The organism is Rhizobium sp. O111 (assembly GCF_055616315.1).
On the sequence record NZ_JBSHXL010000003.1, the window covers coordinates 908899 to 934989 of the forward strand.

The following is a 26091-nucleotide window of genomic DNA, read 5'->3' on the forward strand; positions in this document are numbered from 1 at the left end:
CAGGCGTCCCCCCAAGGGCCGTGGCGCAAGGTGAAACCATGGAGATGGAACTTTTCGTCGCACTCGCTGTCATTGTCGTCTTGTCGTGGATATCCATGAAGGGTGACTGCGAAGAGAGATCTTGGCTGACGGTTCGATAGTCACGATGTTATTTAGATGCACATTTAGGAAACGCGATCCACGCGCGCTTGCACGAACAGCCCGCTTCATCGTGGCTCGGCAAAGGCGCGTGATGATTGTCCTCGGATCGGCTAGTCTTCACTCTCACCGCGCGGTACATGCCTTGCGAAAGGAAGAGCGGTGATCGCGCATGCCGTCATTATTGCGACGAGAAGCCAGGCTTCATTGATCGCTTCGACGGAACTCGCGGTTTGGACGAGTGGATCAAGCAACGCTGTCTTGCCGGCATCAAACGCGCCGGACTGATGAGCACTGACGATGCCCGCTGGAGCCCCTATGAATGCGGCGGTTTTCATGTTGCCACTCTCGAGGCCCTTCCAAAGCTTTTCGCCCAAGACATCGGTGCGGGTGTAGATGATGGTGTCGATCAAGGCGATCCCGATCGCGCCACCGAGATTACGCATGAGGTTGAAGAGGCCGCTGGCATCTGGAACCCGGTGGGGCGGCAGCCCACCAAGTGCAAGTCGGGTGGGAGGTAGAAGGCAAAACATGATAGCCACGCCGCGAACGACCTGCGGCCAGAACATCGCATCATAATCAGATCGTGGGTCCTGAAACGCGCTCATGGCAATTCCCACGGAAAATAACGCAAAGCCGCACGCCGATAAGACGCGCGGGTCGGTCTTCTTCTCCAACGCAACGGCAATCGGCGCCGTGATGAGTTGGGCAACGCCCGTGACCAGCATCGTCATGCCGATTTCAAACGCGTTGTGTCCCCGGACAAACGCCAGAAAGACTGGCATCAGGTACACGGATCCAAACAGCCCTATGCCAAGAGTGAAACTTAGGACCGAACCAACTAGAAAGTTGCGGTCTCGGAAGTTACCCAGTTCGACGAGCGGTGGTGATCGCATCGTGCAACGCCATGTGAAAAGCGATCCGGCGAAAAAAGAGCAGCCGAGGCAGCCAACCACATACAGTGAGATCCACCCACTCGTCGGCGCTTCCTTGAGCCCGATTTGCAAAGCGGCGAGAGCTCCCGCCATCAACAGCAGGGATATCCAGTCGAGCCCCTGACGTGCTGAATGATCGACGACATGGCGTGGTAGGGTTCGTGATGCCACCGCGGCCGCGAGCGTGCCCGGTGCCAGGTTGATCAGAAAAAGCCAATGCCAGGAGTAGGTTTCGGTGAGCCAGCCACCAGCTATCGGCCCAACCGTCGGCGCGAGAACAGCGAGGACGCCGGCAATCGTTGTCGCTAGTGCCTGTCGCTCGCTGGGAAACAGGATGAACACCGCGGAAAAGACTGACGGGATCAAAGTCCCACCGGAGAACCCCTGGAGGACACGCCAGCAAACGAGCTCGCTGAACTCGCCGCTCGCGGCGCAGCCCGCCGAAGCAATCACGAAAAGGATCATTGAACCCACGAATAGCCAGCGCATGGTCAAAACCCGGGTGAGGTAGCCGGTGAGCGAGATGGCGACGACCTCGGCGATCAGGTAGGCGGTCTGGATCCAGCTCATCCGGTCCGGGTTGATTTCAAGCGCGGATTGGATCGTCGGGAGCGACGTCGCCACGACCTGGACGTCAAGGATGGCCATGAACATACCGGCGCACATCGCCACGAACCCGATCCAGACTAAAAGCGAAGCGCGGAGACCTAGAGGAGGATCAGAGGTGGGCATCATATGGTGGTCCTGAAAGCGCCGCGTTCTCGGTCTTGATGCGTACAAAGAGTATAATCGCGTTGGCGATGGAAAATACAACCGCGTAAACCGGTTGGCCAAGGCATAAGGGAAGCACGGCGATCTCGCCGACCACGACAACATAGTTGGGATGGCGCGTAAAGCGATAAGGGCCCGTCCGCACAAGCGTCTCACTGGGCACAACAATAATACGGGTTGTCCAGCGCGTGCCGAGCGTCAGCAGGGTCCAGAGCCGCAAAGCCTGCAGCAGACCGAACGCCGCCAGCCAGCCAAGATCCACCGTGGAATTCCATGATAAAAGCCACAGGCCCGTGAGCCAGGAGGCGTGAAGCGCGACGATCAAGCCATAATGTTGCCTGCCAGTCTCGTGGCCACCTCGCCTTAGCAACGCTCGAGTGTTGCGTCCCGCTAGCCAAAGCTCACCCACGCGCTCAGCGGTGACAGCCGACAATAACACATACGCCCAGATCATGCGGTTGTCCTTAGCGAGACACAGCTCACGGTGAAACCTGGACCCATCGCCGTCAACAGTATGCGTGGCGGAGGAGCGGACGCAATAAGCCGATCGAGAACGAACAAGGCTGTCGGAGAGGACATGTTTCCGAATTCCGAAAGAACATTGCGTTCATGGTCGAGTGTGCCACGATTGACTATCAGGGCGCTCTCGAGCGCGTCAATGACCTTTGCACCGCCGGGATGGCATGCGAAGCGATCCACATCTCGGATTGATAGATTGGATCTTGAAAGTATTCCTTCGATCGCGGGGCGAAGATTTTCTTCCGCGAACGGCGGGATGGCGCGGTCGAAAATAACCCCCAAGCCTTCGGGATCGACACTCCAGCCCATGATGTCGAGAGTGTCGCACCAGGTATGCTGGCCGCTCATTTCGATCTCAGCCAAGCCCGCGTCGCCTGCCCTGACTATGCAGGCGGCGGCACCGTCGCCGAACAAGGCGGTCGCGACGATGTTGGCCTTCGTCAGCTTGTCCAGCCTAAACGCAAGCGTGCAGGTCTCCACGGCGACAAGAAGGACCACGGAATTTGGACGCGACGCCGCCAGTCGGGCCGCGATCGACAGACCCGAAACGCCCCCCGCGCAGCCGAGACCAAAAACAGGTACTCGCTCGACGTCTTCTCGAAATCCCATCTCTTTAGCGACGCGAGCCTCCAGGCTGGGCGTGGCGATTCCCGTTGAGGATACCGTCACGATCGTATCGACGTCGGACGCGGCAAGGCGAGCGGCTTCAAGGGCACGCTTCGCCGCTTCAACGAAAAGAGCGCTCGCACCCTCGATAAAAGCGGCGTTTCGGGCTGGCCATCCGGCCGTGGCCAGATACCAGTCAATCGAGCGGACGCCATAGCGTCGACGTATACCGGAGCTTTCGAAGACGTTTGCCAGCCGCTCGAAGTCGCGAAATCGAGCCGAAAAGGCCTTGTACGCAGCGGTTGCGGCGTCTCGCTGATCAATGATGTGTGGGGGCAGGGCGGTCGCGAGGGAGACCAGTTTCACGGATGGGCGCATTGGGATCCTAGGGCGACTGTCTTTGAGACCGAGCTTCGCCAAGACTTCTGGTCCGAAAGTAGGAACGTTCTCCCGGGGGCCAGGGTTTCCAGGACATTAGTTTTATTCCAGGGAATTTGCGAAAAAGCAGAACTTAATGCGCTTTGGTGCCGGCGCCGCCCATCGTCCTAGCGTCACGGCTATCAACCAGGCCATATCTTTAACGAGCATCACTATCGCTTTCCGAGGCCGTTGCGCTGACGTTTGGAACAAGCATGCGCTCCATGGCTTATATAACTTGGATCGCCAAGCCTCAGCGCATTCTTGAATTCCGGTGCCTGGCGCATCCAATCTTTCGGGTTATCGTGCTCGACCTCGACCCTATTTGAAACAGAATGGCGTGGGTTGAAGCCGCCCAATGCCGGAAAAATTAGCTGGGAACCAAAGATGCCATCACCAATCCGATTGGAACCTTCACGCAGGGAGCTGCTTGTGTCCTCAGCCGCGACGGTGGCGATTGCCGGAGCCGCGACGGGTGTATGCGCGGCCGACATTAGGAGAGAAATCGTGGAAGAACAAACGAAAGTCGTCTTTGAGGTCAACGGAGAAACGAAGCATTTGACGTTGGATAACCGGACCACCCTTCTCGATGCGCTGCGCGAGCACCTCCATCTCACTGGGACGAAGAAAGGCTGCGATCACGGCCAGTGCGGCGCCTGCACCGTCATCGTCAATGGCCGCCGCATCAATTCCTGCCTGACACTCGCGGTCATGCATGAAGGAGAGAAGATCACGACCATCGAAGGTCTCGGGCGGCCCGGCAATCTTCACCCGATGCAAGCCGCGTTCGTCAAGCATGATGGATTTCAGTGCGGTTACTGCACCCCGGGACAGATCTGTTCTTCCGTGGCGGTACTACAGGAGATCGACGCCGACATCCCGAGCCATGTCACCGAAAATCTTATTGCCCACGCAACCGTGACATCCGCGGAGATCCGCGAACGCATGAGCGGCAACATCTGTCGATGCGGAGCCTATTCCAATATCTTGGACGCCATCAAGGAAGTCGCGGGGGTGCCGGCATGAGGGCGTTTTCCTATGAGAGAGCATCGTCCGTCGAAGCCGCGGCGCGAGCGGCGGCGCAAAATCGAGAGGCGAAGTTCATCGCCGGTGGCACCAATCTGCTCGATCTGATGAAGCTCGAGATAGAAAAGCCATCGCATCTCATTGATGTTAATGGCCTTGGACTCGACAAGATCGAAAAAGCACGGGATGGCGGCTTGCGCATCGGCGCCCTGGTGCGCAATACCGATCTCGCGGCTGACCAGACCGTGCGCCGCGACTACGGACTTCTTTCGCGCGCGCTCGTGGCCGGGGCGTCCGGGCAGCTGCGCAACAAGGCGACGACAGCCGGTAACCTTCTTCAGCGCACGCGCTGTCCCTATTTCTACGATCCCAACCAGCCTTGCAATAAGCGTGATCCGGGCAGCGGCTGTTCCGCCATTGGCGGGATTACCCGCCAGCTCGGAGTGATCGGTGGGAGCGAGGCCTGTATCGCCACCCACCCTAGCGACATGGCCGTGGCGATGCGGGTGCTGGACGCGGTCGTGGAGACCGTCAAGTCCAACGGAGAGAAGCGTTTCATTCCGATCGCCGACTTTCATCGCTTACCTGGCGATACGCCGCATCTCGAGACAACCCTCGAGCGGGGCGAGTTTATCACGAGTGTAACCTTGCCTCCGCCCATTGGTGGCAAACACATCTACCGAAAGGTTCGAGACCGCGCATCCTATGCGTTCGCGCTGGTATCGATCGCGGCCGTTATCCAGCCCGATGGTAGCGGCAGGGTCGCGGTGGGCGGCGTCGCCCACAAGCCGTGGCGCGTCGAGACCGCGGAAGCCGAACTAAACAAGGGTGCTCGCGCGACGGCGGCGGCGCTTCTTGCCGATGCACGCCCGACAGAGCAAAACAAATTCAAGATAGGCCTGACCGAGCGCACGCTTGGCGCCGTTTTGTCAGAGGCGAGGGAATAGGTCATGCAGTTCGAAAAACCAGCAACAACTAATCCGATTGATCAACTCAAAGTCGTTGGGAAGCCCATCCACCGCATCGATGGCGAGCTAAAAACCTCGGGCCGAGCCATGTATGCCTACGAATGGCACGACCCGGCGCTACGATATGCCTATGGCTACCCTCTTGGTTCGGCCATCGCCAAGGGACAGGTCATATCCATCGACAGCGCCGCCGCGAGAAAGGCGCCTGGCGTGCTCGGGGTCATCACCACACTCGAGGTCGGCGATCTGCGGAAGGGCAAGATGAACACCGCGAAGCTCTTCGGTGGCAGGGAGATTAATCACTACCACCAGGCGGTCGCCGTCGTGGTGGCCGAGACATTCGAACAGGCGCGCGCCGCGACCGCCTTGATAAAGGTTGACTACGCGCCTGAGAAGGGTGCGTTTGATCTAAGGGCCGAGATGGCAAATGCCAAGACGCCGGATCCCTCGACCGAACCCGAGAGCGCCGCGGGTGATTTCCAGGCAGCCTTTGGTACTGCCCAGGTTACGCTCGACGCCGAATATACCACGCCGGATCAGTCCCATTCCATGATGGAGCCCCCCGCGTCGATCGCGGCTTGGGACGGTGATGAGGTCACGGTCTGGACGTCAAGCCAAATGATCGACTGGTGGCGTACCGATCTCGCGACGACGCTTGGCGTCGAGAAGGAGAAAGTGCACCTGATGTCACCATTTGTCGGTGGTGGCTTTGGCGGCAAGCTTTTCCTTCGTGCTGACTCGGTGCTCGCGGCCTTGGCCGCGAAGTCAATTGGACGACCGGTCAAGGTGGCGCTTCCGCGACCGATGATACCGAATAACACGACTCACCGGCCGGCGACGATCCAACGTATTCGCATTGGCGCCGAACTAGACGGGAGGATCACGGCGATCGCGCACGAGAGCTGGTCAGGCGATCTTCCAGGCGGTGGTCCGGAAACCGCTGTCATGCAAACGAGGCTGCTTTATGCTGGTGAGAACCGGATGACGGGGATGAAGCTTGCCACGCTTGATCTTCCGGAAGGAAACGCCATGCGTGCGCCCGGCGAAGCTCCCGGTCTAATGGCGCTCGAAATCGCCATGGATGAAATGGCGGAGAAGCTCGCCATCGATCCAATCGAGTTCCGGATCAAGAACGATACCCAGGTCGATCCGGAAAATCCCGACCGCCCGTTCTCCCATCGCGATCTGATTGGCTGTTTGAGACTTGGTGCCGAAAAGTTCGGCTGGGACAAGCGGACGCGCCCAGCGAAACGGCGCGAGGGAAACTGGATGATTGGCATGGGTGTCGCGGCAGCTTTTCGCAACAATCTCGTCATGCCATCCGGGGCGCGGGTCAAGCTCGATCAAGATGGTGTCGTCACGGTCGAGACGGACATGACCGACATCGGCACCGGCAGTTACACGATCATCGCTCAGACCGCCGCCGAAATGATGGGCGTCAACGTCGAAAAAGTCGCTGTCCGGCTCGGTGATTCCAGGTTCCCAGTGTCGGCGGGATCGGGCGGTCAGTTCGGTGCCAATTCCGCGACTTCTGGAGTTTACGCGGCCTGCGTCAAGCTTCGCGAGGCAATTGCCAGCAAACTGGGATTCAACTCGGCCGACGCCGTGTTTGAGAATGGTGAGGTCAAATTGGGCAACCGGATCGTGGCGCTGGCAGAAGCCGCTGGAACCGATGGTATCGTCGGCGAAGATACGATTGAGTGGGGTGACCTGACCAAGACCCACCAGCAGTCCACCTTTGGCGGGCATTTCGTGGAGGTCGGCGTTGATGTCGCCACTGGTGAGACGCGCATTCGCCGCATGCTGGCCGTGTGCGCGGCCGGCCGCATTCTTAATCCGATCACCGCCCGCAGCCAAGTTATAGGCGCGATGACGATGGGCGCGGGCGGGGCATTGACGGAAGAGCTTGCGGTTGATACTCGCCATGGCTTCTTCGTTAATCACGATCTCGCGGGCTACGAGGTACCCGTTCACGCGGATATTCCTCACCAGGAGGTCATCTTCATGGACGAGACGGACCCATATTCGTCTCCGATGAAGGCCAAGGGAGTGGGTGAACTCGGTCTATGTGGCGTCTCGGCGGCTATCGCGAACGCGATCCATAACGCGACCGGCGTTCGGGTCCGACATTACCCTATCACACTCGACAAACTGATCGGCGAGCTGCCGGATGTTGCCTGATGGCATGCGGTGGCCGGGCGAGGCCGCCGCCTCATTCATCAATGGCCTAGCTGGAATCCCCGATTACGCGGCTGCCCGATGCTGTCGACAAATCGTAAGCCTTGCCGCGATGATATTGGTCGCCAGTCGCAAGCGGCTCGAGGAGAGCGAAAGTTGGCGTTTCAAGCCAAGCCAGACAAACATTTCCGCTGACGCAATTTTCGATGAGGTTTGGTCAACACCTCGCACGAGACTGGTGCCTACGCTTAAAACGAAAGGCTCGCCATAATGGGAGTCCTCGCAATGAGTGGGGAAACGAGGGCGGTGCCGCCTAAGAATATCATTCGCGTCGCATCAAACAAAAAGAACACCCGTGAACCAGATAATGCTGCGAGCGTCAGTCCTCTCGAAGAGCTCGCCTTTGCTCGTGGAGACGTCAAAATTTCAAGTATCGATACCCTCGATAGCGGGCTGTCTCGCCCAAAACGAGCCGCTGTTGGCCTGAGCGAGATCGAACTTCAACACCTCGCCTCAGACCTTAGTCTGAGATGTCTCCGACCTAGGTCCGACCACGGAACTACCAGCAGGCAAAGCCGTTTTCTGGCTGCGACGAAGCTTCCAAAAGGAGATGAACATGTCTTTCAAACTTACAGCGACCGCGATCGCGGCGATCACCCTCATGTCCGGCGTCGCCGTGGCGCAGTCGGGCACTGTTAATGGCGCGGCTGGCGGAGCGGTCACCGGCGCCATCGTCGGCGGTCCCGTCGGTGCGGCCGTGGGCGGCGTCACCGGCGCCGTGGTCGGCACCATCATCGATCCGCCGCCCGCAAAGGTCGTTACCTATGTTCGCAAAGCGCCGGCACCGGCGGAGCCCGTGATTGTGCGGGAAAAAGTCGTGGTTGGCCACGCCTTGCCAGAGACGGTCGTGGTCACACCGGTGCCCGAAAATCCGAAGTACGGCTACGCGATCGTCAACAACGAGCGGGTCATCATCGAACCTTCGTCCCGCAAGGTTATTCAGGTCATCAATTGATCGAACTCGGTTGGGCGGCGCGGCAAATGCCTTGCCGCTCAAGCCGATTCGACCACCGCCGCCGATATGACGCTGGCAAATGTCTTCGCACAAAATGGATACTGACGATGAACGGGCTCGCGAGTGTCGCGTTTGGAATAGTCACCGTCATGGGCACGGTCACGCTTGCCGCGTCGATTGCTTCGATCGGCATGGCGGAAAACACGCAACAAGACTTGAGCGGTCTAATGGATGCCAATCTTTGGACAACCGAGCCCACGCGTGTCTATCCGGCCCTCCAGACTTATATACGATTGCCCCCCGCACTTTCGACGTATGCGATGGCGGACACCTGGGAGGTTGCGAAGAAGCCACTAGCGGTCGCCGCGTCGGCGCCCACCGATACATCGCCGCTATCGACCGGAATGTCGGTAGCGCATCTGAATTGGTGCTCATCGCGCTACAGATCGTTCGACCCGACGACGAACACATATCGCACCTTCGAGGGACAGGTCCGCGTGTGCCAGCCGCCATTTGAAAGCCGCGATCCGGCGTCGACGTCGCCAGTCGCGGCCCTCCCGGCGAACACGGCAAGATGGTGCGCCAGTCGCTACAAATCCTATCGCGCGGACGACAACACATATCAGCCCTACTCTGGGCCCCGCGTGGAATGCACGCCACCGGCTGAAGCCCAGACGGTCGCGGCGATCGAATAATCGGCGCATCCTGGACCAAAGCCCGTGTTGCTGGGCAGTTCGTTGTGGTTAGCTTCCTAGGGACGATAGGAAGATTAGGTTTCGCCGCCAAGAACATCGACCGAAACTTGGCAGAGCCACAAACCGTACGCGATGGATGGGCCCACGGTGAGCGGATTGTACTTTTATCGCGCATCTTGCCCGAGCCGCCGAACATCAGGACAGACCTGCTTGGCCGTGTCAGGGCGCGCAAGTTCGAGCTTGGAATCTTTGACGCACCCGATACCGACCTCCGGCACCTGTCGCCGACGATACATTAGGAGCGATCATGCGTGTTCTGATTGTCGAGGATGAGCCGGCTTTCGCGCTGATGGTGGAAGACATCGCGATGGCCGAAGGCTTCGAGATCGCGGGGATCGCCCGAAACACCGCCGAGGCGATGGAGCTGGCGCCTGAGGCGGATATCGCAATTCTGGACGTGCGCCTCGCCGATGGACTGACAGGGCCGGAGATCGCTAAGCAACTGGTCGAACATTTCAACGTCGGCATCGTCTATCTGACGGGCAATCCTGATCTTGTTGGCGACCGGGACGGCGTACACGTCGTCGTCAAACCACCGAGCGCCCCAAGCGTTGTCGACGGCCTACGCCAGGCCGCGGCGTGGCGCAGCCGCCGTGCGCGGCAACAGAATGCACAAGACGGCGTGGAAAATGCCACGTCCAAACCGCAACAGCACTGACAGGAGCACATCGTGACAAACATTCGAGCCAGGCACGCCGACGCTGCGGTCGCCGAGATCATCTTGGCGGAGCCCGCGTCGTCACGGAGCGGTTCGCATGATGCCAACGACGCGGCCACCGAACTCGAACGTGGCTTCGACCTTCTGTTCTTCCTCCGGGAGATGGACATTCTGGCCGATGAACTTGCCAAGCTTGCCCCATCGATGGATCGGACCGCGCTTGAGCTTCGCCTGGCGCAGATGCGGCAGGTGGTCGAATTTCGCCACAAACAGCGGACCGATCGCCCAGAGGTCAAATGAACGACGCAAAAATTCGGCGCAGCGCAGATCCATGCGCCGTCATCTGCGTAGACAAGCGCATAAGGCTGGAAAGGGCGCAATCATGCTTTCAAGGCGCTGCCTGCTGAGACTGGGATGCGGGGCGACGGTCGCCCTTGTTATCTCTGCGATGCCACTGACGCTGAGCTTCGGGCCGCTTCCGGCGCCGACGACGAATGCCGCGCATGCGAAGGACGGCAATAACGGCAACGGCAATGGCGGCGGAAATGGCAACGGCGGCAATAATGGAAACGGTTCCAGCAATGGGAGCGGCAACGGTTCCAGCAATGGAAACAGCTCGGGTAACGCCGGCAACAGTTCCAGCAACGCGGGTGGTAACGGGAACGGCAATGGCAACGGGGGCGCGGGCGCGAGCGGCAGCTCCGGCAAGGGCGGCGGCTCGTCGCCATCATCTCCCTCCGCATCATCAGCCTCGGGCGTTAAGGCCACGGAAAGTTCAGATGGCAGTGTCGATGTTCGCCACGGCAATGGCATAACCGAAACGCTGCGGCGCGGTCGCTACATCATGCGCGATTCGAAAGGCCGCACCATCGTGGACAGGCAGGCGACCGCCAACGATGTTCGGCGGCTGAACCGGTTTGTTCGCTAGAGCGTGTAGACCCTAACGCTTCCCACGCCAGCGCAGCGCCGCCTCGGTTCGGTTCGAAACGCCCAGTTTCGTCAGGATTTGCGTCATGTGATGCTTGACGGTCTTTTCCTGCAGATCAAGCCGCAGCCCGATATGCTTGTTGGAGAGACCCTCTCCCACAAGGTCCATCACCTCGCGTTCGCGTGGAGTCAAAGCGTTCTTGGGCGGCTCCTTGTCCAGTGAGACATCCACCACTTTCGCGGACATGGCTGGAGACACATAGCGGGTTCCCTTGAGGATGGTCCTGATCGCCTCCGCTAGCCCCCTGGAGCCGACGCCCTTCAGAACATATCCCATCGCGCCCCTTTGAAGCGCTGCCAGCAGCGTGTCGATTTCCTCCGACGCCGTCAGCATCAACACCTTCGTCGATGGGCTGCGCCGAAGAATTTCACCGATCGCGCTCAAGCCACCGCCCGGCATGGAGACATCGATCAGGCCTCGGCGATCTCAACGCCACCCTCGAAGCCTGCGTCGAAGACCGCACGGCAGCCTTGGTGCAAGCCGAGGAAGCGCTACGGCAAGCTCAGAAGATGGAGGCCGTTGGCCAGTTAACGGGCGGTCTCGCCCACGACTTCAACAACATACTCGCCGTCATTGCTGGCAGCCTTGAGCTAATGCGGACACGGTAGCCCAAGGCCGCGTCGACGACATTGATCGCTACCTAAGCGGCGCCCAGGCCTCGGTCAAAGCGGGCCGCGGGCTTGACACAGCGCCTACTCGCCTTCTCAAGACGGCAGACGCGACGACATTCCTCGACGTGGGCCAGCTTGAGAACGCGCTTCTCAATCTGTGCACGAGATGCCATACGAACGGCGGAAAGTTGACGATTGAAACGGGTAACCGCTGGCTCGACGATCGCGCGGCGAGGGCGCGCGGTCTGGCGGTTGGGCACTTTGTCTCGCTCTGCGTGAGCGATACGGGCACTGGTACGACACCCGACGTTGTCGCTCGAGCGTTCGACCCATTCTACACAACCAAGCCAATCGGTCAGGGGACGGGGCTCGGCCTGTCCATGGTCTACTGGAGGACTGCCCGCATTTATTCGGAAAGTGGCAAAGGTTCGAGGGTCTGCATCTACCTCCCGCGACATCATGATAATGCCCGTCATGAAGATGTCCTTGTTTCAACGGTCGAAACGCCGTGGGCGCCGGATGTAAAGACAATCCTGTGCGTGGACGACGAACCGCTCGTAAGGATGGTGGCGGTCGACATGCTTGAAGAACTTAGCTACGCGGTTCTGGAAGCGGACGACGCGCCATCGGCGATGAAGCTGCTCGACGCCCGGCCGGATATTGACCTGCTTGTCATGGATGTGGGATTGCCAGCGGCATGAACGGGCGCCAGCGTCGCGGACGCCGCCCGCGTTCAGCGCCCAGTGCCCAGAGCTGCGCGTGCTGTTCGTCACCGGGTATGCGGAAAACGCCGTCCTAAACCATGGTCATTTGCAAGACGGCATGCTCGTGCTGACGAAGCCGTTCGCGGCGGACGCGTTCGCGCTCAAGATTTCGGAACTTCTGATGAGCTAGACCAAAGCGCGGGCGAATTAGTTGATCGTTTCTTCGAAATGATTCTTTTTCGCGCAAGCAAGCGCTTACCGTGTGTCCGTGGCTTGACGGCGCGAAACGCGCGGAGGACAGGACGTCACTCCGCGTTAGAACTTTTCCCGGTCCGAGTATTCGTCGAGCAGCGATGATGGCTTAAGGCGAAGAGCGTGGCAGATTGTCAAGAACGTGGGAACGGACATGGTGTTTTGACCACTTTCATACTTGCCAATTTGCTGGAACGAGACGCCCAAGGCGTTTGCCAAGTGAGTTTGGCTAAGTCCCAGTGATTTTCGGGCTGACTTTACGCGTCTTCCTAAATTGCTATTTATCCGCGAATGGATCGACTTATCACCACTGGGTATCATTACTTTTTCCAACCGATTAGAGACAAGAAGCTGTTTCTTTACACGTGTAGGGTGATCGTTTGGATCTCCTCGACCTTAAAAAATGCATGAGTTTAACACTCGCGAGCGTCGATCTTGTCCTTGTAACGCCGACGCTTGGTGGAGTGCCCAAGTGACGGCTGCAGAACGAGTTGGGTATCGAGCCAGGGCCGCGGGGCCGGAGGCGCGGTCATCTGATCGTGACGAAACCGCGTTCTTCAGCTTCCCGGGAGATGGAGCTGGGGCGTGAGAATCGGTGGTTGTCGCGTGATAATGGGGAGGGCGCTCCCTGGGAGGCATTGCGAAGGGCGCGCCCGCGCGGCGATGGCGACGACTAGCGGCCGTGCGGTGCTCGCGAGCGTGGCGTCCTTGACCGCGAAATCTCCGGGACGCCCGCTGGTCTAAATTCGCGGCTCCTTGGTTCGACAACGGCGTGGTCATTGCCTATTAGGGGGCGCGCGAGTAAGGGTTCCTGACCTGCCTTCCATGCTGCGAGATTCTGATGAAAAATAGGCCTGCCTCTCAATTGTCGGATCGATCCTTGGGCCTCGATCCCGGGGTCGCGAGCGGGCTGGCCGGCACGCTCGTCTTCTTCTTGATCAGCGGTCTCGTTGCCTTTCTCAATCTTCAGGCGTTGGAGGCGAGCAATCAACGCATCGTGCAGACGCATGTCGCGATCGTTGCGCTTGATGAATTACTGTCACGAGTCCAGGACGCCGAGACGGGGCAGCGCGGCTTTCTGCTGACATCCAACGAGGCCTATCTCGAACCATTCGATTCCGCTCTGCGGGCGATACCATCGAAGCTGCAAGACATAGATCGGTTAACTGCAGAAAATTCTGGCCAGTCGGAGCGGCTCGCGACGCTCAAGCAGCACGTCGACGCCAAGCTCGCCGAATTGAGGGAAACGATCGACGTCCGGCGAAAAGAGGGATTGGAGGCGGCCCTGGTGGCCGTGAACTCAGATCGCGGTAAAAGCGCGATGGACGCGATTCGGGCACAGATCTCCGCCATGGCGCAGCGTGAGGGAGAGGTTCGCCTGCAGCGCATCGCGGATATGAAAGGCGCTCAGCGGACGGCACTGACGAGCACAATATTGTCTGGCCTGGTCGGCATGGTGCTGACCTTGGTTATCGGCGCGCTGATACGACGTGCGACGTTGGCGCGTCGACACGAGGATTGGTTGCAATCGGGTCAAGTTGGACTGGCGACCGCCATGATGGGCGACCAGCCTCTCGATCAGCTAGGCAACAGCATCCTGGAGTTCTTGATAGGTTACGTCGGGGGAATAGCTGGTGCCGCGTTTGCGATAGACAGGGATAAATTCAAGCGCATCGCCGCCCTTGGCGTACCAGGCAATGCAGCCATTACAGACCATTTTCGGTTACGCGAAGGGCTTTTGGGCCAAGCCGCGGCGGAAGGGAAACCGTTGGTCTTCGGAGAGGTGCCCGACGGCTATCTGGCTTTTGGTTCGGCGCTTGGCAGGGATAAACCTCGCCATCTCGCAATCTTTCCCGGCTCGGTGGACGGGCAGGTTAACTCCGTCATCGAAATTGGCTTTTTGCGTCCCATGGACCCGCGTGTGCGAACGCTTCTGGAACGGGCGTCCGAAGCGGTCGCGATCGCCGTGCGATCGGCCACCTACCGAAGTGAGCTGCAAGACCTGCTTGAGGAAACTCAGCGCCAGTCGGAAGAGCTGCAGACCCAGAGCGAAGAGCTCCGCGTATCGAACGAAGAGCTCGAGGAGCAAGGTCGTGCGCTGAAAGAATCGCAGACTCGCCTTGAGCAGCAGCAGGCCGAGCTGGAACAGACAAATTCGCAGTTGGAAGAGCAGGCGCAGGAACTCGAGTTCCAGCGCGACAATCTCGAGCGCGTCAACGCGTCCGTCGAGCTGAAGGCGAGAGAGCTCGAGCAGGCCAGCCAGTACAAGTCCGACTTCCTAGCCAACATGTCTCACGAGCTCAGGACGCCACTCAACTCGTCATTGATCCTCGCGAAGTTGCTCGCTGACAACCCGGACGAGAACCTGACCGCTGAGCAAGTGAAATATGCGCAGACCATCCAGTCATCGGGCAATGACCTTCTAAACTTGATCAATGACATCCTCGACTTATCGAAGATCGAGGCTGGTCACGTGGAGATGAGGCCTGAGACCGTCGTGATCGAGCGCCTCACGAACAATTTGAGGCAGGTTTTCCAACCCGTGGCCGCTGAAAAGAAACTCGATCTTGTAATCGAAGTTGCCCAGGATGTCCCGGCGGCGATCGAGACCGATCCGCTTCGTCTGGAACAGGTACTCAAGAACCTGCTGTCGAACGCCATCAAGTTCACCCCGTCAGGCAGCGTCGTTCTCAAGATCACCGGGCAGGATGCGCGGGGAATTTCGTTTGCTGTAACGGACACCGGTATCGGCATCGCTCCTGATCAGCAGCAGCGCATATTCGAGGCGTTCCATCAGGCTGATAGTACGATCAGTCGCCGTTATGGTGGCACGGGTCTTGGCCTCTCAATCTCGCGTCAGCTTGTACGGCTGCTCGGTGGCTCGATCGAATTGGTGAGCCAGCCTGATAAAGGCAGCACCTTCACGGTCACTGTGCCGCGGAGCCATGATCCGGCGGCCCTGATTGCCTTGGGAGATGGGTTGACCCGCCACACAACGATGGCCGCGGGCGCCGTGAACGAAGGCGTGCCAGCGGCCAGGACGCAACCTCCGTCACACGCAACGCGCGCGCTCGATGACGACCGCGCCGCGCTCGATAGCGCAAGACGCGTTCTGCTTGTGATTGAGGACGATGCATCCTTCGCGGCAATCGTCAGGGATCTCTCGCGCGAGATGGGTTTCCAGGCCTTGGTCGCCGGCACCGCCGAAGAGGCGCTCAGGCTCGCGAAGGAATACAGACCGAACGCGGTCATCCTTGACGTCGGCTTGCCCGATCAATCCGGCCTGGCGGTTCTTGATCGCCTCAAGCACGACGTCGAGACCCGCCATATGCCTATCCATATGATTTCCGCCGAGGACCACAGCGAAACAGCATTATCCCTGGGCGCCGTCGGCTACGCGGTCAAGCCGGTCAAACGCGAACAGCTTGTCGAGGTTTTAGAGAAGCTCGAGCTAAAATTGGCACAGGACGTACGACGTATCCTGATCGTCGAGGACGATCCGGTTCAGCGGGAGGCGGTGGCGAAACTTCTCGGCTCGCGCGGGGTGGAAACGCTGACGGTCGGAACGGCCGCTGAATGCTTGCAGATCCTCAAGGATGGCACGGTCGACTGCATGGTTCTCGATCTATCGTTACCTGACGCCTCGGGCTACGCCCTTCTCGAGACCTTGAGCCAGGAAAGCGCGTACGCCTTCCCGCCGGTCATCGTTTACACCGGACGGGACCTATCGCAGGACGATGAGCAGCGACTTCGACGTTATTCCAAGTCAATCATCATCAAGGGCGCCAAGTCGCCCGAACGTCTCCTCGACGAGGTCAGCCTATTCCTGCATCAGGTGATCTCCGAGTTGCCGCATGAACAGCAAAAGATGATCCGCAAGGCGCGCAATCGCGACGCTATCCTGGAGGGTCGTCGTATCCTCGTGGTGGAGGACGATGTTCGCAACGTCTACGCCTTGACAAATATTCTCGAGCCCCGCGGCGCGATCGTGGAAATAGCTCGCAATGGCCAGGAGGCGATCACCGCGCTCGAGAAGGCCTCACGAACGGATGCGGCGATGATCGACCTCGTGCTAATGGACGTGATGATGCCCGTGATGGACGGGCTGACGGCCACCCGCGCGATTCGCGAAAATCCCGCCTGGAAAAAGCTGCCGATACTGACCCTGACGGCGAAAGCGATGCCGGACGACCAGCAACGCTGCATTGAAGCCGGAGCGAATGACTACATGGCCAAGCCCCTCGACGTGGAGAAATTGCTATCGCTGGTACGGGTTTGGATGCCGAAATGACGGAAGCGGAAAACCCAAGAAACGTCGAGGATATCGAGATCCGGCTGCTTCTGGAGGCACTGTTTCTCACCTATCATTATGACTTTCGCAATTACGCGATGGCCTCGGTCAAGCGTCGCCTGCGGCAAGCCCGCCAAGCCCTGGGGTTTGCCACGATCTCGGCGATGCAGGAAAGCATCTTGCACGATCCATCACTGCTTCCGAAGCTATTGGGCTACCTGACCGTGCAGGTCAGCGAGATGTTTCGCGATCCCAGCTTCTTCAAGGCGATTCGTGAAAAAGTGGTTCCGCACTTGAAGACGTATCCTTCCCTGAAGGTTTGGATCGCGGGATGCAGCGGCGGCGAGGAGCTCTATTCGATGGTAATCCTTTTTCGCGAGGAAGGCCTGGAAGAGCGCACCTTATTTTACGCCACGGACATCAACGCGGAGGCGCTCGCCGTGGCCGAGGCTGGCGTATACGCTCTCGATCGTGTGCAACTGTTCACGGAGAACCACCGAAAATCGGGCGGTAAATCGTCATTGTCCGATTATTATCAGGCTGCCTATGGGAGAGCATCCTTTGACAAAAGCTTGCGGCGCAACGTGGTTTTCTCGGATCATAGCCTGGTCACCGATGCCGTCTTCGCGGAAATGCATCTCATCTCTTGCCGCAATGTCCTGATCTACTTCGACCGCGATCTGCAAGACCGCGCCATAAGGCTGTTTGAAGGTTCCATGGTGCGAAAGGGATTTCTAGGCCTGGGCGCGAAGGAAAGCCTGAGGTTTTCGGCTCTCGCGGGCTCCTTCGAGGAACTTTCCAGGGAAGAGAAACTCTACCAGAAGCGGGGTGGGTGATGGCGGGGCGTTTTGACGCCGTGGTGATTGGAGCATCGGCTGGGGCCCTGGAGGCACTCTCGGCCATTCTTCCCTTGCTTCCCGCGAATTTCTCGATGCCGATTATCGTTGTTGTCCACATACCGCCGGACAGGCCAAGCGCCTTGGCCGAACTGTTCGCGGTCAAATGCCATATGGCCGTGAAGGAAGCGGAGGACAAGGAGCCGATCTGCGCGGGCACTATCTATTTCGCGCCCCCTGACTATCATCTACTCGTTGAACTCGATAAGACATTCGCTCTTTCAAGCGATGAGCCGGTCCTTTTCTCCCGTCCGTCCGTCGATGTTTTGTTCGAGACCGCCGCCGATGCCTATAGGGAAAGGCTAGTCGCGATCGTGCTATCTGGCGCCAACAGCGACGGCGCTCAGGGGTTGAAGGCGGTGGTTGAGGCGGGTGGCGTCGGATTGATCCAGGATCCCGCCACGGCTTATGCAGCTTTAATGCCGGACGCGGCCGCCAAGGCAAGTCCGGAAGCTCACATTATGACGCTTGCGTCGATCGCGGAATATTTGAAAAAGGTTTGAATACATAATGGACGCCGTGCCTTTCCTGCTTGTCGACGATCTGGAGGAGAACCTTCTTTCACTCGAAGCGCTTCTCCGCCGTGAAGACCTGATTCTACTGAAGGCTCGATCGGGCGATGAGGCATTGGAAATGCTTCTTCATCACGACGTCGCCCTCGCCCTCGTCGATGTCCAGATGCCGGGCTTGACCGGCTTCGAGCTCGCCGAGCTAATGCGTGGCAACGAACGCACCAGGCGCATCCCCATTATCTTCGTGACCGCTGGCAGCACCGATGGACAGCGTCGTTTCCGTGGCTATGAGGCCGGCGCGGTCGACTTCATTCAAAAGCCGATCGAACCGGATGTCCTGCGCAGCAAGGTGGAGGTCTTTTACGAGTTGTTCCGCCAACGTCAGCAGTTAGCCGCTCAGCGTGACGAATTAAGGGCTCAACGTGACGAGCTTGCATCGCAAGCTGAAGCGCTCAAGGCGGCGGCGGGCCATAAGGACGTGCTGCTGCGGGAAATCAATCATCGCATCAAAAACCTGTTCAGCGTGACCGCCGGATTGATCTCCTTGAGTGCCCGGCCCGCGAGAAGCGTTGCCGAACTGGAGGCCGATCTCAGGTCCCGACTGCATGCACTATCGCGAGCGCACGAACTGACGTTGCCGGATCTCGCGCTCGACGGAGCCGGGAGCGAGATCGCGACAACGGTGAACGCGCTCCTTCGCGCGATCGTGGCGCCACATGAGCATGACCAGGATTCTCGCATCGAGATATCAGGAGCGGACGCTCCGCTGACGGGCAGCGCGCTGACCTCCCTTGCGCTGCTGCTGCATGAACTCACAACCAATGCAGCCAAATATGGGGCGCTTTCGATCCCGGATGGCAAACTGAAAATCGAGGTAGAGTCGCAGGGCGAGGTCTTATCGATCAATTGGTCAGAGGAAGGAGCGATGAGACTGGAGGGGCAACCAAAGCGGGAGGGCTTCGGATCGACCCTCGAGAAGGCGGCGCTTCAAGGCCTAAGCGGGCGGATCTCACGAGATTGGACCAAGGAGGGGCTTCGACTGCGGGTCCTCATTCCGCTTCCATCCCTTGTCAGGCTATGACTGGCGTCCTGGAATGGATATTCAACCTGCCACGAGCTTGTTGGACTTGATCTCACCACAAGCTGCCTAGATTCTCAGCCACCAGCGGTAAAAGTTGCATCGTCAGACATGAAAAAACATACCGAAGAGCGTCTTGCGGCCATCGTCGAGTCGTCGTTCGATGCGATCATCAGCAAGGATCTTGCAGGAATGATCGTCAGTTGGAACAGGGCGGCCGAGCAAATGTTCGGCTATCGAGAGCAGGAGGCCGTCGGCCAGTCGATATACCTGCTTGTTCCTGACGATAAGCACGACGAAGAGGCACGCATCCTTGAGCAACTCAAGCTTGGTGAACGCATCGAGACTTTCGAGACTGCCCGCCGGCATCGTGACGGCAGGCGAATCCCAGTATCGATCACCATCTCACCCATCAAAAGCCGAGCCGGGAAACTTGTAGGCTCGTCAAGCATCGCCAGGGATATTTCGCAGACAAAGGAAAGCGAACGGCGGCTGCACCTGTTGATGCGCGAGGTGAACCACCGAGTTAAAAACCAATACGCGGTGGTGCTCGCGGTAGTCCGGCAAACGGCGATGCGTGCCGGATCGGTAAAGGAATTCGAAGCACGCATCCGTGAGCGGATCATGGCGCTGTCCCACTCTCACGATCTGCTTTCCCAGGTCGACTGGGCGGGCGTAAGTCTTGCCCAACTTGTTTCGCACCAACTCAAAACGTTCGAGATGAGCCAGACGGTGAAGGTCTCTGGCCCGGACATAACACTCGACGCCAACGCGGTTCTAAACATAGGCATGGCGCTTCATGAACTGGCTATAAACGCAATCCGTTTCGGAGCGATTGAAAGCCAGCACCCCTCGGTGACATGGAGCATACTGCCCGCAACGGACGGTAACGGCCAACGTTTCGAGTTAAAATGGTCCGAGTCGGCGGTCGAATACGCCGAGCTGTTGATGCAGGGAAACGGTTTTGGCGCGCTCGTACTCCGCAAACTCGTGCCGTCGGCTCTTTCCGGGCAGGCGGCTTGGAGCATGCATGGCGGTTTCATTCAGTGGACGCTAATTGCTCCTCTCTCCGCTGTCCAAGTGGCACCTCCTTAACAGCCTCAACGTCGAAATCTTGTTTACCCCTGTATTGACCGAGACGGAGTGCCAGTATCTGACAGCTTCGGGTTTCCGTTGAAGAAGATCTCGGGACGGATGGAGACTTTTGGCTGCGCGCGGCTCGCGGACACCATATTCCCAAACTTAAAGCGTGTCGCGATCCTTCGGATTCGTTTGCCATGCTTTATGCCTTTGTTTTTCCAAGATGTCGGAGCCGCAAGGCCGCTGCGCACTTTTGCGCCATCTCCTTGCGATAACCTTAGCCAGACATCTCTTCGAACCTCACCAAACACAGGTCATTGATTGTCGATGTCGAGGCCGCCGTCACGCGCCCAAAAGTCCGGAAATCCGCTGCGATTCCCGGGCGTCGAGGAGCTGCAGGTGCGTATTCCAATGAAACCGGACAGGAATTCCGATCTTTAACCGGACGCTCATTCCAGCATTATACCGGACGCGTCTGTGAAGCGAAGCCGGATGCGCCGAGCGTCCCTGGGTCTGAGTTGATCATTGTCGGCGAATATTGGAATGGTCAAGCCTGAGTTGTGTCATCGGCATGCAGTGTTCGATGTTTGCGGAGGCTTTCGCCAGAAAGTTCGATGCGATAGGCGTTGTGAACGAGGCGATCCAAAACAGCGTCTGCGATCGTGGGATTTCCAATCATATCGTACCAGTGGTCCACGGGGATTTGGCTGGTAACAATGGTCGAGCGCTTCTCGTAGCGATCCTCGACAATCTCAAGAAGATCGCGTCGTTGCTCGTCGCTGAGCTTCTCCGGCCCCCAATCGTCCAGGATGAGAAGATCGGTTTTGGCCAGGCTCTTGAGCATCTTTGCGTAACGACCGTCGCCTCGTGCCAGGGCGAGCGCGCCAAAGAGCCGTGGTACACGGTGATAGGCGACGGCAAGATCTTCTCGGCACGCCTTGTGGCCGAGGGCGCAAGCCAACCAACTTTTGCCGACGCCGGCCGGCCCGATCAGTAGCAAGGAGTGCCGCTGTCTGATCCAGTCGCAGTTGGAAAGCTTGAGAAAGAGGTTGCGATCGAGACCACGGGCTGCGCGGAAATCGGTATTCTCGATCTGGGCGTCATGGCGCAGCCTGGCGGCACGGGCTCTGGCTTCGAAGCGCTTCTGGCGACGCGAGGTCTGTTCCCGTTCGAGCAGGATCGCGAGCCATTCGCCGTGCTCGAGGCTTCTCGCCTCCGGTTGAATCTCCAGTTCCTGGAAGGCGGAAGCCATCCCGGAAAGGCCGAGTTGCCGCAGCGTGTCTAAAGTGGGATTGGTCAGCATTCTTGATTGTCTCCTTAATGAAAGTAGGCTTTGCCGCGAAGATTGGCGTGCTCGCCGACAGCGGCAGGTTCGGCGGAATATCGTGGTGCCTTATAGGTGCTGATGAGCGCGCTGATGCTCTTGCAAGTCAGTCCGCCGATCTCGACGGCACGGGCGGACACTGCTTCGGCCTGCATCGTAGGAATGGCCTGGTAGAGCTTCAGCACGCCAAGGCAGGTTCGAAAGCCTTGTTCGGGATGAGGACGGCTGGCCAGTATAGCTATGATCAGCCCCTCGGTCTGAGGCCCAATGGAAGCACCCCAGCGCTGGAACCTTGCAGGTGACCATTCGGCATAGCGCCGGTGCGAGCTAGGCATATGGTCAGGATTGGTTCCGTAGCGAGAACCGCCGTACCGGCGTTGGTGGGTCGCAATCCTCTTGCCCTTGAAAAAGACCTCGATCGTACGGCTCGTGGCCCGGACATCAACCTGCTGGCGGATGAGCGTATGAGGTACGGAGTAGAAATAGCGCTCGAACTCGACGTGGTAGTCGGTCAAGACCCGCGCCAGCTTCCATTCGGCGTACTCGTAGTCCTCTGCCGGGAGAGCCGCGAGTGCTGGGCGTTCCATGGTCTCGAATATCTCCTGGCGGGTTTGGCCCAACCGCTTCATGACGTGCGTGTTGATCCGCTCGACGGCATCCCGGATGGCGGCGTTAGCTTCCTCCAGTGAGAAAAAGGTATGATTGCGCAGCCGGCCGAGGATGCAGCTCTGAGCGAAACGTACGCCGGCCTCGACTTTTGGCTTGTCTTTCGGCCGCTTCGGTCGCGCCGGAAGCACGCCGACGCCGTAATGGGCCGCCATCCTGCCGAAGCTCTGGTTGATCTCTGGATCGTAGAAGCTCGCCTTGTTGACGCCGGACTTCAAATTATCCGGAACGATAAGGCGCGGCACGCCACCAAAGAAGGCGAACATGCGAACGTGCGAGCCGATCCAGTCCGGCAGGGTCTGGGTCCAGGTGGCTTCTGCAAAGGCATAACTCGATGCGCCAAGCACGCCGACAAAGATCTCCGCCTCGCGGATCTCGCCGGTCTTACGATCGACGATAGGCAGCTTCTTGCCGGAATAATCGACAAACACCTTGTCGCCAGCAATGTGGACCTGCCGCATCGTGGGCGTCAGACGCCGTTCAAAGCCGCGGAACAGGTCGCAGAACCGACTGAAGCCGTAGCCATCCGGATAGACGGCCCGATACTCCTCCCACAGGATCGTCAGGGTCACGCCGGGCTTCTTCAGCTCGATCGCAATGACGCTCCAATCCGGCTCTGGTAGTCGCCGCACCCCTTGCTTGGTGCCTTGCCTGGCGAAAAGTTTGCCTTCCAAGACGTCGTCAGTCAGATCGGCAGGCAAAGGCCAGGACAGCCCTGCCGTCGCAGCTCGCCCGATCCCGTCCTGTACAGTGCTGCGGGCGATACCGAGCAGATCGGCAATGTCGCGAACGCTCACACCGTCCGATCGCAGTCGAAGTAAATGTCGGATTTGTCTCATGGTCAGCCTTCGTCTCTTCGACATGCCATCTCCTCACGTTCGAAAGGAAATACATGCCAAGGTTGCTGACCCAGGGACACTGCCTACGTTGAAAAGCTGTCCGGTATCAAATCGGAATCGCGTCCGGTTAATTCTCGGAATCGTGTCCGGTTTTTGATCGGAATGCCGTCCGGTAAATCATCGGAATCCACACTGCAGGTCCGCGGTACGCAAATCGGCTGAGGCTCGGCTCTGTTCTGGATCACAGGGAATATACGTAAGCGCGATTTTCCATGCGCGTTGACGGCTGTATTAGGGCCAGGTCGTTTACATTGAGAGCGACATGCGGCTAGTTAGGCGGCTGAGTTTCTGGAGAAGTTGAACGGCAGCAGGTCGCCAATGCCAGCAGTTTCCTTGCGCTGAGGCAACTCGGTGAGCACATGGCGCAGCCAGGCGAGCGGATCGACGCCGCAGGCGCGGCAGGTCAGCATGAGACTGTAGATCACGGCGCTGGCTTTGGCTCCATCGACGGTATCGCTGAACAGCCACGATTTTCTTCCGGTGGCAAAAACTCTAATCTCGCGTTCCAGAATGTTGTTATCGATCGGCATCCTGCCGTCGCTGGTGTAACGCGTCAGGTAATCCCATTGGTTCAGGGTGTAGGACACCGCATCGCCGAGCTTGGTATCCGGCACGATCTTTGGCGCGATATTGTCGAGCCACGCCTTTAGGGCGTTCAGGACAGGCAGGCTGTGTTGCTGGCGGAAACGGCGAATGCAATCGGCCTTTGTCTCCCCTGGATCTGGGGTCTTGTCTCTTGCCTGCTTTTCGATCCGATAGAGCTGCTCGAAGAACCGGAGCGCCTGCTCCGGCGGTCCGCCTCCATTCTTCCTGGTTTTGAGGGCCTCGACAAAGCGCCGCCGTGAATGCGCCATGCATCCGACATGGGTTGCGCCATGCAATGTGCGCCAGGCTGTGTAGCCGTCGGTCACCAATATGCCGTCGTAGTCACCGAGAAAGGTCTGTGGGTGGATTTGACCGCGGCCGGGCTGGTAGTCGAGAAGCACGATTGGTTCGTCACTGTCCTCGCTGCTGCGATAGGCCCACATGTACGACGTGCTGGTCGCTTCCTTGTCTTTTTCCTTCAACACCTGAACCGTCGTCTCATCGCCATGGATGAGAGACTGCGATCGTAGTCGCAGCTTCAAAGCATCATAGATGCGGTATAGATGCTTCTCGCTCGAGCCGATGACCCAATGCGCAAGAGCGCCACGGCTGATCGGAACGCCAGCACGCTCGAATGTTTGCGCCACGCGGTAGAGCGGCGTGCCGTCGACGTATTTATGCACGAGCGCGAAGGCCAGCGTCGAAGCAGTAGCGATGCTGCCCGGCAAGGGTTGCGGTGGCATCGGTGCGATTACCACAGGCGTGTTGATCCCGGTACGATCGCAGTGGCGGCAAGCGTACTTGAACCGCACATTTTGCAGGACCTTTGCCTTGACCTCGATATGGAGCTGCTCGCTAACGGCTTCGCCCATGCGATGCATTGGGCTTTTGCAGCACGGGCAAGCCTTCTGATCGTCAGCAAGGTCGTATTCAACACGCTCGCGCGGCAGGTCTGCCGGCAGAGGCCTGCGTCCCCGCTTTTTGCCCGTAACGCCCTCGGCCGCAGGCAAGCCAGTATCCGGAAGCTCGACAACATCGTCTTCCTCGCGACCACCTTCGACCGCAGCCTCTTCGGCCTCGTTGAAGAGACGATCAATGTGCTTCTCACTGCGGGGCGCAAAGCGATGGAGCTTTGCCAGTGCCAGTTCTTCTTCCAGCTTGACGACCCGCTGCGAGAGCGCTTCCTTCTCGGCTTTGAGCGCAGCGATTTCGGCAGCGTTGGCTGCTAATTGCGCCATCAGTTCTGCAATGCTCGGTTCGCCGGTGCGCGTCATCAGATTCTTGAATCTGAACCGCCCCTGCGCGTCAATCTCAATTCGCCATCCTCAGCCAGCAATCTGATACTGCCGCACGGGATGGCGGATCATCGCATCGATATCGATGCCATCGAGGATCCAGTGGAGTTGCTCTGTCGTCAGCGTCACCACCGCGGTTTCCCGGCGGGGCCACCTGAACCGGTCTTCCGTTAGTTTCTTCAGGACCATAACAAACCCGGACCGATCAAAGAACAAGAGCTTCACCCGGTTACGCCTGCGATTGCAGAAGGCAAACACTGATGGAGCAAACGGGTCTAGCTCCATCACCTCTTGCACAAGGACCGCTAGGCTGTTGATGCCCGCGCGGAAGTCGATGGGTTCCCGATGGAGGTAGACCTTCAGATCAGCGCCCAGTCTGAACATGGCTCAACGCTCCTATGATTGCGATCAGGCCACTCTCATCGTCGCACTCAACGGTAAGGCTGATCCCATTGGGCAAGAGTGCACTCACCTTCGACGCAGGACACGGCCTGCCCAATCGCACACTCTTGCTCGGTAAACCGCCGCCATCTGAGTTCAATTCCGGTGCAATCTGAACCGGGACAAACGCGGGAACCAAAGGCAACGGCCGCTCCGCTTTGGCCTTCTTTATCCACTTGTGAACAAGATTGGCATTCACGTCGTGTTCCCGCGCCAGTCGTGAGACCGAAACGCCAGGCTCTAAGCACGCTGCGATTAGTTGATTCCGAGAAGCCGGGTCATATCGACGGCGGCCGTCGCGACCAACAAGCCGCACCTGCAGTTTAGGAGTATCGTCCATGATTAGGTGTCCACCTGTTTTTAGTGGACACTTCATGCATCAGAGCACCCCTCTTCAGAAGGTGTGCAGAAATTCGCGCTTACGAATATACCATCCAAACGGCGGAACTCCGACATTCTAGATCTTCGAATGGAGCCACGGTT

23 protein-coding genes and 2 pseudogenes are annotated in these 26091 nt (G+C 58.8%); 14 read left to right on the forward strand and 11 right to left on the reverse strand.

Annotated features, from left to right (window positions below; all coding sequences use genetic code 11):
* Positions 1–251 precede the first annotated feature (251 nt).
* The 4 genes from ACVTFQ_RS30255 to ACVTFQ_RS30270 form a co-directional block, all read right to left on the reverse strand.
* Positions 252–1721 carry a DHA2 family efflux MFS transporter permease subunit gene (locus tag ACVTFQ_RS30255; protein WP_470424472.1) on the reverse strand — a complete coding sequence of 490 codons (1470 nt, stop codon included), beginning with the start codon at positions 1719–1721 and terminating at the stop codon, positions 252–254.
* Positions 1722–1791: 70 nt separating this feature from the next.
* Positions 1792–2298: an isoprenylcysteine carboxyl methyltransferase family protein gene (locus ACVTFQ_RS30260; RefSeq protein WP_470424473.1), complete on the reverse strand. Its 507-nt coding sequence runs from the start codon at positions 2296–2298 to the stop codon at positions 1792–1794.
* Positions 2295–3347 carry a type III polyketide synthase gene (locus ACVTFQ_RS30265; protein ID WP_111564736.1) on the reverse strand — a complete coding sequence of 351 codons (1053 nt, stop codon included), beginning with the start codon at positions 3345–3347 and terminating at the stop codon, positions 2295–2297. The genes ACVTFQ_RS30260 and ACVTFQ_RS30265 overlap by 4 nt, the downstream gene beginning before the upstream one ends.
* 212 nt (positions 3348–3559) lie before the next feature.
* Complete coding sequence (locus tag ACVTFQ_RS30270; RefSeq protein ID WP_470424646.1) at positions 3560–3880, reverse strand: hypothetical protein; 321 nt, start codon at positions 3878–3880, stop codon at positions 3560–3562.
* Between ACVTFQ_RS30270 and paoA the strand changes: the two genes are divergently transcribed.
* From paoA to ACVTFQ_RS30310, 8 genes are all read left to right on the forward strand, one after another.
* The gene (gene paoA, locus ACVTFQ_RS30275) at positions 3774–4412 is read left to right on the forward strand and encodes an aldehyde dehydrogenase iron-sulfur subunit PaoA (RefSeq protein WP_470424474.1); all 639 of its coding nucleotides are present in this window, start codon (positions 3774–3776) and stop codon (positions 4410–4412) included. The two genes, ACVTFQ_RS30270 and paoA, sit on opposite strands and share 107 nt — an antisense overlap.
* Positions 4409–5359 carry an FAD binding domain-containing protein gene (locus ACVTFQ_RS30280; RefSeq protein WP_111564734.1) on the forward strand — a complete coding sequence of 317 codons (951 nt, stop codon included), beginning with the start codon at positions 4409–4411 and terminating at the stop codon, positions 5357–5359. The genes paoA and ACVTFQ_RS30280 overlap by 4 nt, the downstream gene beginning before the upstream one ends.
* Before the next feature lie 3 nt (positions 5360–5362).
* Positions 5363–7561: an aldehyde oxidoreductase molybdenum-binding subunit PaoC gene (paoC, locus tag ACVTFQ_RS30285; protein WP_470424475.1), complete on the forward strand. Its 2199-nt coding sequence runs from the start codon at positions 5363–5365 to the stop codon at positions 7559–7561.
* A gap of 613 nt (positions 7562–8174) precedes the next feature.
* Complete coding sequence (locus tag ACVTFQ_RS30290) at positions 8175–8573, forward strand: DUF1236 domain-containing protein (RefSeq protein ID WP_470424476.1); 399 nt, start codon at positions 8175–8177, stop codon at positions 8571–8573.
* 107 nt (positions 8574–8680) lie between these two features.
* Complete coding sequence (locus ACVTFQ_RS30295) at positions 8681–9268, forward strand: BA14K family protein (protein ID WP_470424477.1); 588 nt, start codon at positions 8681–8683, stop codon at positions 9266–9268.
* 307 nt (positions 9269–9575) lie between these two features.
* A complete protein-coding gene (locus tag ACVTFQ_RS30300) occupies positions 9576–9986 on the forward strand; it encodes a response regulator (protein WP_470424478.1) in 411 nt (136 codons plus the stop codon).
* Between the two features lie 12 nt (positions 9987–9998).
* Positions 9999–10286 carry a hypothetical protein gene (locus tag ACVTFQ_RS30305; RefSeq protein WP_470424479.1) on the forward strand — a complete coding sequence of 96 codons (288 nt, stop codon included), beginning with the start codon at positions 9999–10001 and terminating at the stop codon, positions 10284–10286.
* Between the two features lie 79 nt (positions 10287–10365).
* Positions 10366–10914 (forward strand): hypothetical protein, encoded by a 549-nt coding sequence (locus ACVTFQ_RS30310; RefSeq protein WP_470424638.1) that lies wholly within the window; start codon positions 10366–10368, stop codon positions 10912–10914.
* Between the two features lie 12 nt (positions 10915–10926).
* On the opposite strand, the pseudogene ACVTFQ_RS30315 reads toward ACVTFQ_RS30310, so the two are convergent.
* A pseudogene (locus ACVTFQ_RS30315) lies at positions 10927–11388 on the reverse strand (LuxR C-terminal-related transcriptional regulator); the annotation flags it as partial.
* A gap of 11 nt (positions 11389–11399) precedes the next feature.
* Between ACVTFQ_RS30315 and ACVTFQ_RS30320 the strand changes: the two are divergent.
* Positions 11400–12479 (forward strand): annotated as a pseudogene (locus ACVTFQ_RS30320) (response regulator); the annotation flags it as partial.
* Between the two features lie 125 nt (positions 12480–12604).
* Here the strand turns inward: ACVTFQ_RS30320 and ACVTFQ_RS30325 are convergent.
* The gene (locus ACVTFQ_RS30325) at positions 12605–12862 is read right to left on the reverse strand and encodes a helix-turn-helix domain-containing protein (protein WP_111564720.1); all 258 of its coding nucleotides are present in this window, start codon (positions 12860–12862) and stop codon (positions 12605–12607) included.
* Positions 12863–13382: 520 nt separating this feature from the next.
* Here ACVTFQ_RS30325 and ACVTFQ_RS30330 point away from each other — a divergent pair.
* The 5 genes from ACVTFQ_RS30330 to ACVTFQ_RS30350 all read left to right on the forward strand — a co-directional run bounded on the left by ACVTFQ_RS30330 (position 13383) and on the right by ACVTFQ_RS30350 (position 20413).
* The gene (locus ACVTFQ_RS30330) at positions 13383–16832 is read left to right on the forward strand and encodes a response regulator (RefSeq protein WP_470424480.1); all 3450 of its coding nucleotides are present in this window, start codon (positions 13383–13385) and stop codon (positions 16830–16832) included.
* Positions 16829–17668: a CheR family methyltransferase gene (locus tag ACVTFQ_RS30335; protein WP_111564813.1), complete on the forward strand. Its 840-nt coding sequence runs from the start codon at positions 16829–16831 to the stop codon at positions 17666–17668. Before ACVTFQ_RS30330 ends, ACVTFQ_RS30335 begins: the two co-directional genes overlap by 4 nt.
* Positions 17668–18231 (forward strand): chemotaxis protein CheB, encoded by a 564-nt coding sequence (locus ACVTFQ_RS30340; protein WP_470424481.1) that lies wholly within the window; start codon positions 17668–17670, stop codon positions 18229–18231. Before ACVTFQ_RS30335 ends, ACVTFQ_RS30340 begins: the two co-directional genes overlap by 1 nt.
* Positions 18232–18238: 7 nt before the next feature.
* Entirely contained in the window at positions 18239–19321 is a 1083-nt protein-coding gene (locus ACVTFQ_RS30345; protein ID WP_470424482.1) for a response regulator, read from the forward strand.
* Positions 19322–19429: 108 nt separating this feature from the next.
* Entirely contained in the window at positions 19430–20413 is a 984-nt protein-coding gene (locus tag ACVTFQ_RS30350; RefSeq protein WP_470424483.1) for a PAS domain S-box protein, read from the forward strand.
* Between the two features lie 532 nt (positions 20414–20945).
* Here ACVTFQ_RS30350 and istB read toward each other — a convergent pair.
* The 5 genes from istB to tnpA form a co-directional block, all read right to left on the reverse strand.
* Entirely contained in the window at positions 20946–21701 is a 756-nt protein-coding gene (istB, locus tag ACVTFQ_RS30355; protein ID WP_111560489.1) for an IS21-like element helper ATPase IstB, read from the reverse strand.
* Positions 21702–21715: 14 nt separating this feature from the next.
* A complete protein-coding gene (gene istA / locus ACVTFQ_RS30360; RefSeq protein WP_162724847.1) occupies positions 21716–23251 on the reverse strand; it encodes an IS21 family transposase in 1536 nt (511 codons plus the stop codon).
* A gap of 308 nt (positions 23252–23559) precedes the next feature.
* Complete coding sequence (tnpC, locus tag ACVTFQ_RS30365) at positions 23560–25146, reverse strand: IS66 family transposase (RefSeq protein ID WP_470423746.1); 1587 nt, start codon at positions 25144–25146, stop codon at positions 23560–23562.
* A 51-nt stretch (positions 25147–25197) separates the two neighbouring features.
* The gene (gene tnpB / locus ACVTFQ_RS30370; protein WP_470423747.1) at positions 25198–25551 is read right to left on the reverse strand and encodes an IS66 family insertion sequence element accessory protein TnpB; all 354 of its coding nucleotides are present in this window, start codon (positions 25549–25551) and stop codon (positions 25198–25200) included.
* The gene (tnpA, locus tag ACVTFQ_RS30375) at positions 25532–25984 is read right to left on the reverse strand and encodes an IS66-like element accessory protein TnpA (protein ID WP_470423748.1); all 453 of its coding nucleotides are present in this window, start codon (positions 25982–25984) and stop codon (positions 25532–25534) included. Before tnpA ends, tnpB begins: the two co-directional genes overlap by 20 nt.
* Positions 25985–26091 lie beyond the last annotated feature (107 nt).